Origin of the sequence: Pectobacterium carotovorum, from assembly GCF_033898505.1 — a bacterium.
Lineage (GTDB): Bacteria > Pseudomonadota > Gammaproteobacteria > Enterobacterales > Enterobacteriaceae > Pectobacterium > Pectobacterium carotovorum_J.
In genome coordinates this window covers 876,895-894,632 of the sequence record NZ_JAXAFK010000001.1, presented here as the reverse complement: position 1 = coordinate 894,632, position 17,738 = coordinate 876,895, and the positions used below count along the sequence as shown (strand labels likewise).

At 49.0% G+C, this 17,738-nt stretch carries 13 protein-coding genes and 1 pseudogene; 6 read left to right on the top strand and 8 right to left on the bottom strand.

What is annotated here, in order from left to right; genetic code table 11:
- Window positions 1–404 precede the first annotated feature (404 nt).
- The 4 genes from R9X49_RS03820 to R9X49_RS03805 all read left to right on the top strand — a co-directional run bounded on the left by R9X49_RS03820 (window position 405) and on the right by R9X49_RS03805 (window position 3,621).
- A complete protein-coding gene (locus tag R9X49_RS03820; protein ID WP_319847291.1) occupies window positions 405–605 on the top strand; it encodes a hypothetical protein in 201 nt (66 codons plus the stop codon).
- Complete coding sequence (locus R9X49_RS03815) at window positions 602–2,476, top strand: type IV secretory system conjugative DNA transfer family protein (protein WP_319847290.1); 1,875 nt, start codon at window positions 602–604, stop codon at window positions 2,474–2,476. Before R9X49_RS03820 ends, R9X49_RS03815 begins: the two co-directional genes overlap by 4 nt.
- A gap of 11 nt (window positions 2,477–2,487) precedes the next feature.
- Window positions 2,488–3,234, top strand: a complete 747-nt coding sequence (gene mobC / locus R9X49_RS03810; protein ID WP_319847289.1) for a MobC family replication-relaxation protein — start codon at window positions 2,488–2,490, stop codon at window positions 3,232–3,234.
- A gap of 99 nt (window positions 3,235–3,333) precedes the next feature.
- On the top strand, window positions 3,334–3,621 hold the full coding sequence (locus R9X49_RS03805; protein WP_319847288.1) for a hypothetical protein: 288 nt from the start codon (window positions 3,334–3,336) through the stop codon (window positions 3,619–3,621).
- A 162-nt stretch (window positions 3,622–3,783) separates the two neighbouring features.
- Here the strand turns inward: R9X49_RS03805 and R9X49_RS03800 are convergent, their stop codons facing one another.
- From R9X49_RS03800 to R9X49_RS03770, 8 genes and pseudogenes are all read right to left on the bottom strand, one after another.
- Window positions 3,784–4,689 carry an ArdC family protein gene (locus R9X49_RS03800; protein ID WP_319847287.1) on the bottom strand — a complete coding sequence of 302 codons (906 nt, stop codon included), beginning with the start codon at window positions 4,687–4,689 and terminating at the stop codon, window positions 3,784–3,786.
- Window positions 4,676–5,787 (bottom strand): IS3 family transposase gene (locus R9X49_RS03795; protein WP_319847286.1). Its coding sequence is split into 2 segments (ribosomal slippage): window positions 4,676–5,526 and window positions 5,526–5,787, totalling 1,113 coding nucleotides; the frame shifts between segments, so codons are not numbered across the junction. The genes R9X49_RS03800 and R9X49_RS03795 overlap by 14 nt, the downstream gene beginning before the upstream one ends.
- Window positions 5,788–5,867: 80 nt before the next feature.
- Window positions 5,868–5,939, bottom strand: a pseudogene (locus R9X49_RS23125) (hypothetical protein); the annotation flags it as partial.
- A 582-nt stretch (window positions 5,940–6,521) separates the two neighbouring features.
- The gene (locus tag R9X49_RS23120; protein WP_354532089.1) at window positions 6,522–6,710 is read right to left on the bottom strand and encodes an IS66 family transposase; all 189 of its coding nucleotides are present in this window, start codon (window positions 6,708–6,710) and stop codon (window positions 6,522–6,524) included.
- Window positions 6,711–7,201: 491 nt separating this feature from the next.
- On the bottom strand, window positions 7,202–9,019 hold the full coding sequence (locus R9X49_RS03785; RefSeq protein WP_319847285.1) for a hypothetical protein: 1,818 nt from the start codon (window positions 9,017–9,019) through the stop codon (window positions 7,202–7,204).
- A gap of 532 nt (window positions 9,020–9,551) precedes the next feature.
- The gene (locus R9X49_RS03780; protein WP_319847284.1) at window positions 9,552–11,495 is read right to left on the bottom strand and encodes a DUF3732 domain-containing protein; all 1,944 of its coding nucleotides are present in this window, start codon (window positions 11,493–11,495) and stop codon (window positions 9,552–9,554) included.
- The gene (locus R9X49_RS03775; RefSeq protein ID WP_046622944.1) at window positions 11,492–11,995 is read right to left on the bottom strand and encodes a three component ABC system middle component; all 504 of its coding nucleotides are present in this window, start codon (window positions 11,993–11,995) and stop codon (window positions 11,492–11,494) included. The genes R9X49_RS03780 and R9X49_RS03775 overlap by 4 nt, the downstream gene beginning before the upstream one ends.
- The gene (locus R9X49_RS03770) at window positions 11,995–13,182 is read right to left on the bottom strand and encodes an ABC-three component system protein (RefSeq protein WP_319847283.1); all 1,188 of its coding nucleotides are present in this window, start codon (window positions 13,180–13,182) and stop codon (window positions 11,995–11,997) included. The genes R9X49_RS03775 and R9X49_RS03770 overlap by 1 nt, the downstream gene beginning before the upstream one ends.
- 394 nt (window positions 13,183–13,576) lie before the next feature.
- Here R9X49_RS03770 and R9X49_RS03765 point away from each other — a divergent pair, with 394 nt between their 5' ends.
- Together R9X49_RS03765 and R9X49_RS03760 are read left to right on the top strand one after the other, a co-directional pair.
- Window positions 13,577–14,350: a Hachiman antiphage defense system protein HamA gene (locus tag R9X49_RS03765; RefSeq protein ID WP_319847282.1), complete on the top strand. Its 774-nt coding sequence runs from the start codon at window positions 13,577–13,579 to the stop codon at window positions 14,348–14,350.
- Window positions 14,337–17,738 (top strand): DEAD/DEAH box helicase, encoded by a 3,402-nt coding sequence (locus R9X49_RS03760; RefSeq protein ID WP_319847281.1) that lies wholly within the window; start codon window positions 14,337–14,339, stop codon window positions 17,736–17,738. The genes R9X49_RS03765 and R9X49_RS03760 overlap by 14 nt, the downstream gene beginning before the upstream one ends.

Genomic DNA, 17,738 nt, shown 5'->3' with positions numbered 1-17,738 from the left:
GGCAGCGGACAGAATTATTTTCGCGGGTTAAGGAGCGAAAATAGTTCAGGCGCCGCGCCTCACCGGCAAACAGCCGCGCCCACGCGGATTTTGCCAGCCGGGGGGAGCCGAATAAATTTCGCCGCCCCAGCGAGCGAAAAGCTGTCGCCCACGACAGCGGTTTATTTGGGGGGCATAGCCCCGCACACCGTCGCGGCTAAGTCTCCGGCCAAAAGCCGGTAGCGTGGCGCGACCACCCTCTTTAAAGGTCAGCTTCCCTTTTATTCCCGCTGCGAGGAACGAGCAAAGGGAATAAAAAGGCGAAAGCGACCGTCTTAAAGGGGGTGGTCGCGCGTAGCGGGCGACGGTGGGCCGCCGTTGACGTTGGGGGTTTTGGCGCGGCGTCCAGCCGCGACATTACCCCCATGCGACATATCATAAGGGCGTCCAGCCCGCATGAACTGGCGCACGCCGTTTGGTGCAGGGAAGCATGCTTCCCGGTACATGGCCGCAACGCGGCCACCTTCTTCGTCCCTGACGTTCGCCCCGCCTTTTCGCCCGACACCGTGGGGCGAACAGATGGGGCGATGTCATGGGGCGAACCGCTGACGAAGGAGGCATCGTGATTTTGAATAAGCTGGCCGTTTCACTGACGCCGATAGTGAATGGCGTGCTGAGCTTCATGGCTTTTATGCAACAGCATCAGCTGATGCTGGCGCTGTTATCGGGGCTGACAATGCCGCTTTTCGCGTCGATGAAAAGCGATGAGCGGCAAAAAGCCCCGTTGTGGCAAAGGCTGATTATTGCTTTTTCCATGCTGTGTTTTCTTTCCGGCTCGATGGCCCCGGTTGTTATCTGGATTTTCCAGTGGCTTTATCAGGGTCGAATAGTTACCCGCGTTCCAGTTCTGGAATGGTCAACATTAATTACTTTCACCGTAGCAGGGTTTATTTTTCATATTCTGCTGCGCAGAGTATTAACCCCTGAATTAGACAAAATAAAGAAATGCCTCGTCAGAAAAACAACGCTTGAACGGGAATTACGCACCGATGTCCGCACGGTGAAATCACTGCTACCTGAAACACTGCATTATGACCCGCTGGATTATATCGACCTGAACAAAGGGTTATTTATTGGCATGGACCGCGATATTCAGCCGATGTACCTGCCGTTAAAAGACTGGCAAAAACAACACGCGGATATCATCGGCACCACCGGCGCCGGTAAAGGGGTGGCCACCGGGTTATTGCTTTACCAAAGTATTCTGGCCGGTGAAGGCGTATTTGTGATGGACCCCAAGGATGATGAATGGGCACCCCACCTTTACCGAAAAGCTTGTGAAGATGCCGGGAAGCCCTTTGCCCTGATTGACCTGCGAAAACCCCAGTACCAGTTAAACCTGATTGAAGAGATTAATGCCGATGAACTGGAAGAGCTTTTTGTTGCCGGTTTCAGTCTGGCAGAGAAAGATCAGGAGTCAGATTTTTATCGCATTGACGACCGGAAAGCTGCCCGGATAGCCGCACAATTTGTCACCCTTAATACTGCCTCAACCATTCGGGATGTGTATAACGGAGACTACGTTCAGGCTATTGCCGATAAGATAAAAGCCTTCTTCGGGAAAATTGAAGAGCTGGCCTTGCTCAATGCCATTAATGCCCCCACCGGATTTTCGCTTAATACGATATTTGAGGAAGGCGGTTGCTGTTATGTGATTGGCTCAATGCGCAACAGCAAAATCATTACCGCTCAACGTATGTTGCTGGTTCGCCTGTACCAGCTGGCAGAAAGGCGCGAGCGAGTGAAAAACGTGCCCCGCCCCATTGCTATTTATCTTTCCGAACTGAAATACCATTTATCCAGGCCCGCGCTGGAGGGTTTAGGCGCGGCACGCGATAAAGGTGTGCATATTATTATGGACCATCAGTCGATTGCCGATTTAAAAGACTGTCCGGCAGATTTGAAAGGTGACGCCGTTGTCGGCGCGGTCGTTGAGAACGCTAAATTCAAACTGGTTTATCGTGTCATGGATCCGGACACCGCTGAATGGGTAGCCAGGATGTCAGGCACCATATTAGTCGATGATGAGGTCCGCAAAGCGAAAACCAACGCCGTGCTGACAGAGACTATCGACAGTGAACGCACCATCAGGCAGGCCGAGCGTTTCTTTACCGACAGCAATATGATCCTGAACCTACCCGATTTTGTCAGCTTCATCTTCACGACAAAAGCACTCCCGTCTGCTTCGCTGATTTCGCCCATCAGGGTGAAAAAACGCGAACTGGAGATCTGTGCCGTGTCGCCCGCGATTGCCGCCACCGCCGCAACGGTAAACATCACCCTGGATTTTAGCGAGGAGGAAACATCCCCCGACCCCGAATCAACGCCGAATATCTCAACAACTCGATCCGATCTTTATTTTGATAATACGGACGAAAAAGACACGACAATACCGAATGCCGATCAAGAGGAAAACCCGTCATTGCTGGATTTTTAAAGGGTGGAATGATGCTTATCACCGCATACAGCGAACGCCAGACGCGACACCGCGAAAAAATACAACGACTGCTGAATTTTCTGAAGGAAGAAACGTACAGTGACTTTAAAACGCTGATGCTGCTGTTCGGATTCCGAGATCATAAATCACTGTATTCCCTGCTTTCAAAAGTCGAGGGCATGGGCTTAATCCACAAGCACGTCTTGATATCGCGGACGATGAAAATTTCATTATGGGGCATAACCAGTGACGGACTGGCCGTTGTATTAACACCAGACGATGCGCTTTTCCCGGCGCGGTTTGAGCCTTCAAAAATCACCGGCTGGACGTTGGAGCATCACCTTGATAATCAGGCAGCCCGCATCATCCTTGAGCAAAAAGGCGCATCCGGGTGGATAAATGGCGACCGCACAACCTTCCTCAGCCGGTATCAGGTCAGTCATCGCCCGGACGGGTTGATCACCCTGCCCAGCGGCACCGTGATCGCCATTGAGACCGAGCGTCGTCTGAAAACCAGAGCCCGATACCAGTCAATCATCGCCAGCCATTTACTGGCCCGGACCCGTAAAGACTGGATTTACGTTTTTTATATCGTGCCAGACCCGCAGAAAAAGCGCGGTCTTGAAAGGCTGTTTGACAGCATCAGGCACGTTATCGTTAACCATCAGCACATCCCGTTGGAAACCCGTCACCGGAATGTCTTCCGCATCTACACGCTCGACGAGCTACAACAGCTTGATGTAGGCCACTGCATATAGTTCTTCTGTATCACCTACTGCCCCAACCCGCAGCGCAATAACCGAGAGTAATACCCTTCCTAAATACTCCCCCGACATCAGAACATACAGGACACCAGAATGAACAGAGAAACTGACCGACTTTCGGACGTACTGACCGAAATGAGCGCAAAAGCGCTGGTCACATGGATGACACATTCCGTATTGCAGGACATACCGCGCGAAGCATTACTGGAACGCGGCAACGATTTTGTGTATGCCCTACAAGCAAATTTTGTGCTGCTGCGTGATGTTCTGTCAGAAACGCTGGAAGATATTGAGCAGAAGAGCCATGACCTCGAAGAAAGACTGAATAACCTGGAACAGCGGCTACTTGCGCTTCAGGTAGTTGCTGATAACCGGGAATAGCTGCCCATTCAGCCCTGTCCGCGTGATTTGCTTTATTCCACTGTAGCGACATGACTGTTCGGTGCTCGCCTGGCTGCGCTCCGCCTCACTCATGTCTCTACAGCGTTACTGTTTTAAGCGGCCCTACACGCAAAGCCGCATTCCGTTGCGACTCCTTCCTGCTCAGATTTTATCCACCAAATAACGATGCGCTTTGGATGCCGCGCTGGCGGCCTTGAAAATATAGCGTTTGTCGTTCTTCAGTGCTTTCAGCCAGGAAGCAATATAACTTTCATGCTGAACCTCTCCGACAATCCCCAGGTCCGCCATCAGGAACGCGCTTCCAAGCTCGGCGATCAACTCCTCAAAAGCATAATCCTCACTGCCAAACTCCCCTTTCATTTCACGATTCAGCCGACTTTTGGCTCCACTCCAGTGAACCAGCTCATGCAGACCCGTAGCGTAGAAATTGGCAGCATCGCTAAAAAGACGGCGTTCCGGTAAATGGATTTCGTCGGTTGATGGTGCGAAATAGGCGTTCTGCCCCTTCTCAATGATGGTTGCACTACTGTTACGGAAAAGCGCTTCCGCCTGCGGTAACGGCTCAAAGGTCTCTGCCGGGAAAACGGCTTCATCACTCAGAGGCAAACCGTCAATTTGCTCAACATTAAACACGGTGAAAGTCTTAAGCATCGGAATATAGTCAGTTTCTCCTTCGTCATTTTCCCTTTCCAGCATGGTATAGAAAATGGCTGTTGTGCCGTGTTCTCCCTTGCGTACCTGACCACCTTCCACTTTTGCCTGTTTGTAGGTCATCCACCGCGAATCATTGAATCCCTGTTCTGACGCACTGATCCACAACAACATGATATTCACCCCGCTGTAAGCAGCGCCAGTCGCATAATTTGAAGGTAATCCTGATATGCCCGGTACGCGCTGCCACGGGCAAGACCATGGCTTAACTCCGGCTTCAAGTGCCGAGATAATGTTGTCGGTGACGGTTTGATAAATATCTGTTTTGGTTCTTGATAATTTCGTTTTTGAGGAGCCTGACTGCTCTGTAAGCACACCTGTTTTAGTTCCACGCACTTTTTGAGACTTCCGGGTTTTCGGCCATCAGCCGGTACTCTTCCGGCGTCAGGTTGTTCAGGGATTCATGAGGCCGCTCGTTGTTATATTCAGCCAGCCAGCGCTCCGTTATTTCTCGTACTTCATTCAGTGTTCTGAACAGGTAAAAATCCAGTATTTCTGTCCGGTATGTTCGGTTAAACCGTTCTATAAACGCGTTCTGTGTTGGCTTACCCGGCTTGATAAATTCCAGCATCACACCATGTTCTTCGGCCCATTGCGCCAGTGCCAGTGAGACCAGTTCTGGCCCGTTATCCATCCGCATCTTCAGCGGATAGCCGCGGTTTGCCACTATCCTGTCTAGCACTCTCACGACGCGTTGCGCCGGGATATTCAGGTCAATTTCTATCGCCAGCGCTTCACGGTTAAAATCATCCACCACATTGAAGGTCCGGAAGCGTCTACCACACACCAGCGCATCATGCATAAAATCTATCGACCAGCTCTGGTTAAGTGCTTCCGGCGTCGCCAGCGGAGCCGGATTGCGCACCGGCAGACGTTGCTTTCCCTTACGGCGAAAATTCAGTTTCAGCAGGCAGTAAATCCGGTGAACGCGTTTGTGGTTCCAGACGCGCCCCTGCCTGCGAAGTACCTGAAAAAGCTTCTTAAAACCGTAGCGGGGATAGCGCTCAGCGACCTCGGTCAGCCTCTGGATCACCGCTTCATCACGTCGCGTATCCGGTTGATAACGAAACACCGTCCTGCTTAGCGATAACGTCCTGCATGCCTGGCGTATGCTCATCGTAAATTGCGTGGTCAGATAGTTGACGAGCTCACGCTTTATCGCTGGTTTTAAAGCTTTTTTTCGATGACGTCTTTCAGCGCCCGGCATTCCAAACTCAGATCGGCAAACATTTGCTTCAGACGACGATTCTCGTCCTCAAGGTCTTTGATTTTTTTAATATCAGCGGCTTCCATCCCGCCATATTTTGCTTTCCAGTTGTAATAGCTGGCTTCAGAAATAGCAGCCTCGCGGCACACATCTTTGACGGTCCTGCCAGCCTCGACTGATTTCAGGACGGCGATGATCTGGTGCTCAGTGAATCGGATCTTACGCATAGCGATCTCCTCAGGGGACATAATCAGTATGTCGGAAGATCTCTAAAAATGAACGGGCCGTTTTGGTGGGATACTTACAGCTCCAGCGAGGATACGCTGGTCGCCGCTGCGGTGTTAGGGGCGCTAGTCTGGGTATGCAGGGAAATAGTCATCGTTTTTTCTCCGTCAGTGTGTGATTTTCGTCTTCGAATCGCCTGACGGTTCGCTTTCCCGACATCGTTCCGGCCCGCAAGGGCGCAGAATGCGTGCTATTTACCCTTGCGGGACGGGTTGTGTTGGGAAACGATTAGCCGGAAGCTGATACGGGAACGAAAAGCACACGGAAGGAAAAGATATGACCTACATAGCCGGGCGTAGCGCCCCTTGGTTCGCAGCGGTGAAATGGGTTGAAGGTTGTGATTTAGAAATTGAATTTCACTGTATAACTTCAGACCTGATGTAGCAGTGTTCTGAGGTAGAACACACTCAAGTCTGACACTCATCTTTAACGAAAGCGGACGTTAGAGAGTACACACTAGGCATAAAGCTACGCCAAAAGGGTATATCTCTTGAAGAAAAATGGAATGACTATATCGATAAGCGTTAAGTGAACGCCGTCTTGACGGTTATTTATCGGTGAGAACCACGTTCCATGGCAGCAATTCGGCCACTTTATTTGTAGACGCCTTCGGCAGTACGCCAGGATATGGTGCAGATAAGCCTCAGGGTCAATACATTGAGTTTGCATGTGCCTATCAGCCCATAAAGCAGTGCGCCGCGCTCACCGCCATTGTCACTACCGAAGAATATATAATTCTTTTCCCCAGACAGACCTCTCTCAGCGCCCGCTCCGCATCATCATTATCAGGTTCCACCGGCCCGTCATCGCAGTAATAACACAGAGCACCCCACTGATTGAGCGCATAAGCGAACGCCACCCCCAACCGGGATTTCTACGACAGTGTCGCGCTTTTCTCTATCAACCACTTATGCAGCGAAGCCAATTGCGGTTTGCTCGGGGATTGCCTGGCAGCTAGGCGCTCTGATGCCGGGAGCCCGCGTATTTCTGGCCTCAGCCTTATTTAAGGTCATGATAAAATCCCACATATTCAAGTGCTGACTTTTCAAGGGATTATCCTATAGGATCAGTTGCCTTCCTGTTGGCGCGTAACTTAAAGCTCATCAACTCAGCTTATGAGTTTTTTATTATTTATTCTTATAGCTCTGCGATTGATACCTGATCAAAAGAGTAGTATCAATTGTCTCCTTCTAAATAAAGCATGCTGTATAGAGCTTGAAATTTAATCTATTGAGATTGAATACATAGAGTTTGATGTACCTTTCAGACAAATTCCAAACCTCCAATCGATAGTATAAATTAGGAATATTCATCGGTATTGTTTTGAGAGGTTTATTACCCCTCTCAAAATATTTTCTAGTTATCGCAATAAATAATTGGAACAGCATTAGCCTCTTTTACAGCATGAGAAAAAGAAGACAAGATCCATAGCAGTTGAATCACATGAGGCTTAACCGGTTTTTTTCTTCGCAAATTAATGAACTCGCGCTCTATCTCTTTTTTGGATAAAAATGAACAGCTAAGAATGCATTTTCTATGCAATTTAACATCCTTAAAAAGGTCGTCAAGGTATTTTTTAATGTTTTTAGTGTCACCTTTTCTTACCTTTTTTATCTTAGTTGATACTGACTTTTTATTGTAAACTCCAGTATAGTTTTTATTAAATTTTGTTTTTAATTTAACAGTAAAATCAGCAGTATTAAAATACATATATCCAAGATTTTTTATACCCTGACCAACAACGTCATGAAGTTTACTTGCTGATGTGCTTTTGTCACCATGCTTTGAATGAATGAAACAAATGCATGAATCCGCTTTATTAAATGTGATATGGTCTGCCCATTCATTCCCTAAGTCATCGCAAAAGATGTAATCATCCCCACTATGAATGTTTTCCACCACATCAAACATGGAATCATTAGAGAACTTATCCATTCCTTTTAAAAGCAAACCTTTCTCACTTAAGACGTTTTTTATATTAGCTTTAGGGACAAGCATTTCTAATATGCTATTGATTTCCGATATACCTGAAGAGTCTTCGAAACAATTACCCATAAAATACATATAGCATGGGTCAGTAAACGTAATGCTGTAGAAACCATTTTTAAAGATAAAACTTTGCAAAGTTATATCTTTAGAGTTGTACGAAACTTTTATTTTTTTTAGAACAGTAGAGTCAATCGTTAGTGTTTTGTTGTTTTTTCGTATCTTAGCCTTACCAAGCGGCACTTGAATAGTCAAGTCAGATTTTATTTCATAAACTTTTTCAAGTTTACGAAGCAACCGATTTACTTGTATTTCATTTAGAATGCAATCGGATCCATCAGGCAATTTGTATTTTAGTATGGCACCTTCCGATTTTAACTTTTCATATAATGAAGTACTTTCTATTAATAAGGCACTTGGCACAGTAGAGCTTAAAACATCATTTAAATCTTTTTGTTTTGCAAAAGAATTGAGGAAGTCCTTAACCCCTCCACCTTGCCTTATCAGACAAAGTTGATTATAAGACCATGTCGCAATTTCATCGAAATTAACTCTCTGTGACGCCTCTACCAATCGTCCTGAACCAGAGATTGTCTTAATTATTGCACCTTGCCTAAGTTTTAAGTAGTAAGGTATTGACCTGCCAGCAGCATGAGTAGAGTAAGAACCTTTAAGATCTGCTGATTCTGCAGATCTATTTCTGATTGCCTTATCTGAATTAGTTATTGTTCTTGTGGATATTTTTTGGAATAAAACATCAGAATCATTAAAGGTGCTAGCCAATAAATTACTCGATACTAAATTAAAACTTCTTTCAATATCATCTGAAATATTTGCACAGCTTTTCTTTATTATTGCCACACTATTATCAAACTCAAGAATTAATATAAAAGCATAAATTTTATCTTGGTAGTTCTCTCCGCCCTCGATCTCCCCAATAAAATACACTGGCTTGAGTGTTGGGAAGATTCGCAATGAATATTTATAAGGGATATTATTTTCAATTAATCTTTTGTCAATTCTAAACTCCTCTAATAGGTAATCACTACCAGGTTCAATATTGTCATCTGCAGCATCCAAAATATTAGTTATTTCAACGTCTGTTATTGTTCTGTTTCGATTGTCTTCTGGTATTATTAAGTTATAGAATTGAATGTTTTTTGTAAGTTCTAATCTATCAATCATCATAAAACTCCTGTTAGTATTTGGCACATTTTCATGATTGTACATTCCCTTATAAATCACACCATTAATATCTATCTATCATAAGGTTGAACAGGCGAATCGCTAATGGAAGATTACTCTTACCGACGAGGTTCTCGCCCAACAAGACTATGTTGCCCGTCAGAGGGATATTAACTGTCTCAAAATCACGAAAGTTGAGTATCTCTAAATTTGCAAAACACATAACAACCCCTATAAATCAACCTATCAAATCTAGCCATCATATTTTTACTAAATTTATTGCATTGGCACAGCACTGCAGCAAGTTATAGTTAATGCCTCAATTGGATTTATGTTCCAGCGTTCACATTCTCATGCAGAGCCAAACCTAATCTTCTCCAGACCTACTTACAAATCTTTCGCCTGCCTAGACGTCGTTGTTCCAGTTAAACCTTCATTACTTCAGTCACCGGATAGTAGCTATCCCCGCCAACATAGCACAGTGTTCTTACGCTCAGAAATAAGTGCGCTGTAGGCTCAAATTTGCGTCTTGCCATTATTTCTGGGGTGTTATCCAGCTTGTTGGAATAAGTTTTACGCCATTACGCCAGCGATCAGAGACTGCAGCCTGAAACCAGTCATCTTTAAGGTCTGCATGGTCCATAACTATTATCTGTAAATCAGGGGCGAGCGTTTTAGCAGCGTGGTTGATTAGGCTGAACAGCCGATTTACAGCGTTCTGATCTTCATTCTTCAGAGAGTCAATAGACCCATCATTATCTTTTTCAGGTGGATAATGCGCCTGCGATGGCTGGTCGAGAATTAGAAATCCTGGCACGGGGCGTTTTTTTTGACGGAACCAGCGATGAAGGGCCAGATGAGCCAAAATATGGTAGCCGACCCAATTTTCCCCACTGCCCATACGGAAAAGTGGTACCGGTCCGTCCAAGGTATCTGCCACAACGGTGAGTTTGCGGATATCTAGACGCAGGTTGCTTCCCTGATGTTCTAGATCGAGAAGTTCCGAATATTCAGTCATATAACGGCCGATTATATTGAGGAAGGCCGCAAGTTTCTCTCGTACAGCAGTCGGATCCAATTTTTTTTCAAGGAAACTTACAGTTAATTGCTGATTTTCTAACCGGGTGCGAAGACCCGAATACTGCTCTGCATCGCTGACAGTTTCAAGATACTGTGCGATTTTCCCCAGAGTCCGCGCCTGCAGCATAAAGTTTTCCTGCTGTACTCGCAGATATTCAGCTTGTTGGATGCAATCACTGATTTTTTTCTGATTCTCTCGAAGATTACTGAGGAGAGTATTTTCCTGTATTTGGAGGGCTGCTAAGCGCTTCTGGAGCCTTGGATTTTCTGCTTCTACCGCCTCAAGTTGTCGGCTCAATTCATTGAGTGAATGGTTGAGTTGAGCAACAGAAGGAGGAACGTTTTCGAGGTGACTTTCGCAAAGAGGACAAAGCTGCGATACCTCTGAGGACTTTATCAAATTCACTACGCTGAGTCTTGCACGCTGCTCCCGCGCCTCTCGCTCATAGCCGGTTGATTCTGAGGTAAACGCCCGCGTTTCACGAATCTCGCTATTCAGTCTCTCAAGCTCAGTACGCATCCCTTGACGTTCTGAGCGCAGTCGCATCAATATGTCATCATGATCACTTACTACAACTGCATCTGAAAATACTCCTCGCTCGCTCAAGCTTTGGAGCAGAGTCATGCAGGCCTCATAGTTTACAACTACGGTTCGATCGTCGGTAAGCCCTGCCATTTTAGCTTCTTCAAGAAGAGCTTTTGCACGCGGAAATGTGGCGTCATCCAGCGATTCAGCTTCCCGTACCAACCTTTCAAGCTGACGCAGTAGTTTTCGCGCATCGTCCAATTGGGCTTGCTGTAAGAGCCGCTCTTCATCCATTGCGCCAAGAAAATAAGGAAAGGTGTCCCGGATAGCCTGCGCTATAAAACCATCATCTTGGCGATGAAACAGACGCTGTTTGTTATCAATATCGTTCTGATCCTGGAAACAAAAAAGAAGCGAGTGGCGGAAATTTGCCTCCAGAGAGGGTCGCGTAGGACTCGGGGGACGGTGTTCGTTTTCATTAATGCCGATTGCCGTTCCCAGAAATTTCTCCACAGCGTTGACTGTAGTGTTTTTGTGGAGAGTTGCGCCATCGGGAATCGACAGGGAGCTCCCGCGGGCAATATAGATGTCGCCGTGAGACTGTGTACCGGCATCTGGATTGCGTCGCGCGATAAAGATTTGGCTATCATTCAGTTGAAAAAGGATCCCATACCATTGCGTACATTTGCGGATAACGCCATCGGCTACGTAACATTCGCTTCGCCCGGTAACGTAATCAATAATATCAATTATTGCTGATTTACCCGTTTTGGATGCGCCGGTCAAGATGTTCAGTTGACCGGGATGAAGGGTGATTTCACGACGTTCTCCCCCGTGGTTGTAAATCACAAGGCTGGCTATCTGAAGACTCATGGCGCTATCCCCCATGCAGCATAAATAGTCGCTGTTGTACCAGCTGCTGCGAGCCAACGCCCCAGAAATGCCGCACGCTCAATGCATTCTCCGGCTTCCTGAGTAAACAGCGGCGTTCGTTTTTCTGTAGGTGAGAGCAGTTTAGCTCCTTTCTTTAAATCACCATTTTCATCCAAGCAAAGAGCGCTTTGCCTTGTGCCAAATAATATGCTCTCACGGGTAATACCGTTTAGCCGCCTGACTCTGTCGGGGAAATTAATCATCGTATCTCGGTTGTCCTGGCACCATGCCATTAGTGACGTTACGGTTGTAGCAGGCAGAGCCTTGCGTGTTTTCTGATGAAGAATTATCGGAAGGATTATAAAGGCTAGTGCAAAGGGTAAAGAGCAACCGGTCTTTTTATTGAATTCTGACGATGTATTGGCTATAAGCAATACGCAGAAAGCTGGGTTGAAGAGGTAGCTCTCCTCGATGGGACGGGAAGACCAAGGCTCCATCATCAATCCTCTCCTTTCTGTTCATCACTATTATTCTGCATGTAGTCAGGGTGCCACCCCACTGCGTATCGGTTAGCCAAAATATGGTAGCTTCCGTGGGTAAGAAACCGCTCTCGTAGGCTGCGGAGAGGAAAACATGCCTGCTGTTCTGCCCATGTGAACAGGTCCTTTCCAGAACGTATACGATCGGACTCATCGCTATCAGGTAATAAATCGTCTTTCTGTGCGGCGAATCGTGGCTGCCAAGCCTCTATCAGGTCTTGCTCGAACGTTTTAAGCTCATCATTAAGCAATAATTCTTCTCTTACCCATTTTGAGCGTTGCTCTGAAGCTCGATAATAATCACGGATGGCATACTCAATACGGGCCGACCCGAGATTTATCTTACGCAATTGATTGACAAAGGGTCGACTATCTAGCTGAGCGATCACTTCTTGAGGAGGAGAAAATGACCGAAAATCTACAGGTAATGAGGAACGTCGAAACTCCTCTCGCAGTTCATCAATGCGGGATTCAATAGCCAGCACTGGGATGCTGCCCACCTCATTGCCGCTGAGCATACGTATCACTTGGTCGAACCACCAGCCTTCTAAACGCTCGGTGAAAATTTCGATATGCTGTCTTCCTACAGCACGGTGCAATTGCCGGTAAATATCTTCTTTAACATCAGTAATCGAGGGAGATCTATCAAGTACATATATTGATCTTAACAGAGCAAATCGAGCCTCCTCCGGTAAGATCTTATAGGCGTTGAAAGCTTCTTGTAGCGCGCGGTTATTTGAACTGTTTGCAGTCGTGAGTAACAAAAAATCGGCTTGAGCCTCGTTACGACTTTCTGTCCGTAATAGAAAAGACGCCGAATTCGAAGGTGCCAAACCAGTTGTTATTAGGAAGTGACGAGTTCTTGAGAAACCGCCACTATCGGTGGCTACACTTTTTATCCAGATGAGTAGCGTTTTCCAAAGGTCAGCGCTGCTGTCAGTCAGCTTTCCAGTTTTGGCTTTATGATGTTTGGTCTGGATAAGATGAATCGGTAAGCCGTTTGCCTCAAAAGCTATATCATCAAACTTTTCAATTGAAATCCTGAACTCTGGTGAATCCAGAGTAGCTTCCAGTCCTTTTAGCAATGCGTAGCGACACTGATACAGATAGCCAGTGGCCGACGCGCTGGCCTCATGCGCGTTACTCATCCCGTCACTCCGTTAATTTATCGATAATATTTTCTAACTGAAATACAATCAATTTACTACTGTCAACATCCAAGATTCTGAAAAATATTTTATGAGGGGAACCCTAGATAGCCTAATCAGTCCAAGTACTGACCTGCTCCCCGTTGATTAGTACACCCCGATGTTAGTAATGTCTTTATAAGCCACATGAGGACATCCCCATGAAGAAGCGTTTTCCGACCAACAGATCCTTAGTATTCTCCGCGAGGCTGAAGCCGGGGTAACGTCGAAGAACTTAAAGTGATGACGTGAGGCAACTTTTGGGTTGGAAGAAAATTGCAGCTTGCGGCCGTCGCACTGAGGGTTTAATCCACCTCTCTCAGAAAGACCTGGCATAAGAATACGGAGCTTTTGAATGCTATATCCACGTTGGTGCGACAGAACTATCCAAGAGCAAGACAACAAGCAGCTATGGCGCTTGTCCGAACGCGATGGAGGAAGGGCTGCTATCGAAGCTACCCTAACTACTCGGATCCGAGCTCACTACGACAATTTGGACGAAATAGCTGAAGACGTCCGTGAGTTGGGATATCCAGGCGCGGCTGCAATTTTGGCTGAGCGCATGCCGCGCTCCACCCGAGCACGTTCGGGAGAGCTTGGCGAGATCCTCGCGACCGAGTTGGTCGAAGAACATCTTGAATTCGAGGTTCCGATCCGTCGCCTGCGATACAAGGATGGTCGAGAGATGGCGCTGCGCGGCGACGATTTCGTCGGTCTAAAGCTCGATGACCAACAAAATTTGCACTACTTAAAAGGCGAGTCTAAGAGTCGTGCAAACCTTGCCAACGCCACCATCTCTGAGGCGCGAAAAGCACTGTCCAGAGACGATGGCAGACCTACGGCAACATCCCTTCTCTTCGTCGCGGATCGACTCATGGAGGGTGAAGGCGAACGACGGCAGATGGGTAGACGGATTCGTAATGAAGTCGCCAGTCGAGCTGCGCCCCAAGGGCGAACCAGTCACATGCTGTTCACCTTGTCGGGCAACGCCACGCCTCAGGCACTGTACGACGATCTCGCAGCGGCGGATCTGGTTCGTCCCCATATTTCTGCAAATTTGCGCATAGAAGACCATCAGGCCTTCATTCTGGCCTGCTACGAGAGGGCTCTGGCACTTGGAAACGACTGAAGAACTGACTGCATTCCTGCTCGACATCACACAAGACGGATATCGAGGTCGCCTGCAGGCCCGGGGTCAAGCAAGGGCTCTTATTCGCCATGAAGGAAACTTGCCACCAGACGCTCCAGCCTTCAGCGAAGGGCTCGACTCCGATCTTGCGGACTATGGCTTCTCAGTACTACGTGTTTCCTTGGCGCTACGCGAGCTTGGAGGCGATGCAGTGACTTGGCGAAAAGGCTTCGTACAGGCAGGTGGGGCTTTTGAGGCATTGGTTCAGAACGGGTCACAGGCCGACGCATCTCGAGGGTTCTATCGAACAATGGGGGCTGCTTCCTATCACTTGGCCAACTACTCTGCGCTGGCATTTTCGCTTCTGTCGCAATTACAGGCCGATCAGAATCGTTCGCCTGCCGAGGATGCGCTCGCGCTCCTAATCGTGCGTGATCTTCAAGGCCTGGTTCAACGTGCGAGGGAGTGGCTTAGCAGCCCAGCGAACCGAGATGAGGGAATCGCCAGAGCTGCGGCCGAGGGAGCGCTTGACCCCGACGATATCGTTTCGCGTGTAGCGACGTCGACTATGTTCAGAGCATTGGTGTTCTTTGAGTTTGCCCTGCAAACCGGCCAAGAGTCCCTCGTTGTAGAAGCTCGCAACCTGCTGAAACGGGCGATTTCGTTGACCGGAGCGGCCAGCGCGGTGTCACTCTGGTGGATTCTTCGAATCACCGTGAACCTGATAGATGATCTTTGGGCAAGCAGTCTGCACAAGGTTCTGCCCTCCGAAGGGCCACCTGGCTCGCAAGACTACACACAACTTCGGAAGCTTTTTGTCTCTGAGTTGTACTGCAGGAGGTCATCTGAGGTCGAATTGTGGCCTTCTCAACTTCTGGCGGCACAGCGAGCCGTCGATGTCTCCGACGACCTAGTGGTCGCGCTCCCCACGAGCGCGGGCAAGACACGGATTGCAGAGATCGCTGCGTTGATGGCCCTGGCGTGTGGTAAACGCGTTTTGATAGTCACGCCACTCAGGGCTCTGTCCGCTCAGACCGAGCGATCCTTCCGCAAGACATTCACACCTCTTGGATTTTCCGTCTCGTCGCTGTATGGAAGCAGCGGTGTAGCAGGAAATGACGAGGATGCGCTGCGGGAACAGAACATCGTCATAGCCACCCCAGAAAAGTTGGATTTTGCTTTGCGGAACGACCCCGACATCATCAATGATGTCGGCTTGATCGTCCTAGACGAAGGACATCTGATTGGTCCAAGTGAACGCGAGATCCGCTATGAGAATCTGGTGCAACGGTTGCTGCGGCGCACTGACCATGGCGACCGACGGATCGTTTGTCTTTCGGCAATTCTGCCGGCAGGCGATCAGCTCAACGATCTGACTGCGTGGATTCGCAGTGATGCGCCTGGCGATCCGATCCAGTCCAGTTGGCGCCCTACGCGTCAGCGCTTTGGCACTCTATCTTGGCTCGGAAATTCTGCGCGGCTGAGCTTCGACCTTGAGCCAGATGGCCCTTTCATTCGACACTTTGTGCCAGAGGTCCCACCCATTCGCCCTCGTCGAAAGGCGTTTCCAAAGGACAACAAGGAGCTAACTCTCGCAGCGGCATGGAAGTTCTCTGAGCAAGGAAAGAGAGCTCTCGTATTTTGCACCCAACGAGATCATGTTGAAGGATTTGCCGAGACGGCCCTGGACCTGCAGCGACGAGGCTTTCTGCCATCTCTGCTTGCCAACGCCCAAGAGGTTGAACGTGCCATGGCCGTAGGTAGGGAGTGGCTAGGCGCGGAACATCCTGCAGTACGCTGTCTGGCCATCGGCGTTGCGATTCATCATGGTCGTCTTCCCGGCCCCTTCCTGCGGGAAGTGGAGACACTACTTGCCGCAGGCGTTCTACGCGTTACCGTGGCGTCACCCACCTTGGCGCAGGGACTGAACCTCAATGCAGCGGTACTCCTGATCCCAAATCTGTACAGGGCGGGCACTCTGATCACGGGTGAGGAGTTTGCCAACGTTGCGGGCCGCGCCGGGCGCGCATTCGTGGATCTCGAAGGACTCGTGATCCACGTAATGCATCAGCCAGAAAATTGGCGCCACCAGCGATGGAGAGAGTTGGTCACGTCGGCCAAGGCTCGGTCACTCTCAAGCGGCATCATTGTCGTGGTCAACGAGGTCATACGGCGCCTCGCGACGTCGGGTGTTTTTGCGCGTGGGGATGCCATGGATTACCTGTCTAGCACGCAAGATGCTTGGTTCCCGGATGCTGTAGATGGTGAGATGGAGTCAGACTCAATGGAGAGCCTCATCGAGCGGTTGGATACAACCGTCCTTGGGCTCGTCGAAGCGCTTGACGCGCAAAGTGCGGATCTACCAAGGCTGCTCGATGAAGCCCTTGCGGGTTCACTTTGGGCAAGGCAAATCGCTCACCTTGACGGCGCCGAAAAGCAGAAGCAAGTGTGGATTCTCCTCAGTAGAGCACAGCTCATTTGGAACAAAACAACGGTCGAGCAACGCAAAGGTCAGTTCGCGATGGGAGTGGGCCTAGAATCGGGCCTTGCCATCGACGCGTTGGCTGTCGAGCTGACTGAGCTTCTTGACCGTGGCGATGCAGCCGCTCTCGCCAGTGACGCAGATGCCCTGATCGCTGCTCTCATTGGAATGGGAGAGCGGCTTCTTGCGATCCGTCCCTTCGTTCCAGATGACCCACTGCCGGCGAACTGGAGAGACTTGCTGGGAGCTTGGGTGCGAGGGCAAGACGTAGGGGCCATCGGCCAAGAGGGAATGCGCTTCGTGGACGACGCATTTGTCTATCGCCTGGTTTGGGCGATTGAAGCCATCCGGATGAATCGGCGCATCAATGGAGGCGAATCAGAACTACCCGTCGAAGGAGCTGCTGCCGCCTGCCTGGAAGCTGGACTACCGTCCAACGCCATGGCCATGCTTGTTCGGGCCGGACTGCCCTCGCGGGTGGCCGCCAAGATAGCCGTGGAGCAACTCGCGCCCGCCTTCACGAATCGCGCGGAAATGAAAACCTGGTTACAATCGGAAGAAGTAGCAGGCTTCGACCATGTTCCTGGATGGCCCACGCTTGAGACTCATGCAATCTGGCAGCAGTTTCGGCACGACGTTGTGTCAAGCGTAGATGGCAGGTGGGCGTCGCAGGAGTGGACGATGCAATGGGCAACAGACTCAACAGTGCCTCTGCGTATTGAAGTTGATCCGCAAGATGGACAAGTGTCGATCGCGACGCCAGATTTTTCACAGCTCACAACAATCAGACAGAGGCTTCAGGCGGAACTACCGAGCCTGCTTGAAGTTGAATCTCTACAGAGCGGAACGAGTGTCACCATCCGCCGTATTGGAAAAGGCGAGGCGCGTTGGGTGGATAAGGACTGA

What these genes read in the sequence shown, in the direction of transcription:
- R9X49_RS03820 (WP_319847291.1), top strand. Translation starts at nt 405, where the DNA reads ATGCGACATATCATAAGGGCGTCCAGCCCGCATGAACTGGCGCACGCC.
- mobC (WP_319847289.1), top strand. Translation starts at nt 2,488, where the DNA reads ATGCTTATCACCGCATACAGCGAACGCCAGACGCGACACCGCGAAAAA.
- R9X49_RS03805 (WP_319847288.1), top strand. Translation starts at nt 3,334, where the DNA reads ATGAACAGAGAAACTGACCGACTTTCGGACGTACTGACCGAAATGAGC.
- R9X49_RS03785 (WP_319847285.1), bottom strand. Translation starts at nt 9,019, where the DNA reads ATGATGATTGATAGATTAGAACTTACAAAAAACATTCAATTCTATAAC.
- R9X49_RS03780 (WP_319847284.1), bottom strand. Translation starts at nt 11,495, where the DNA reads ATGAGTCTTCAGATAGCCAGCCTTGTGATTTACAACCACGGGGGAGAA.
- R9X49_RS03775 (WP_046622944.1), bottom strand. Translation starts at nt 11,995, where the DNA reads ATGATGGAGCCTTGGTCTTCCCGTCCCATCGAGGAGAGCTACCTCTTC.
- R9X49_RS03770 (WP_319847283.1), bottom strand. Translation starts at nt 13,182, where the DNA reads ATGAGTAACGCGCATGAGGCCAGCGCGTCGGCCACTGGCTATCTGTAT.
- R9X49_RS03765 (WP_319847282.1), top strand. Translation starts at nt 13,577, where the DNA reads ATGCTATATCCACGTTGGTGCGACAGAACTATCCAAGAGCAAGACAAC.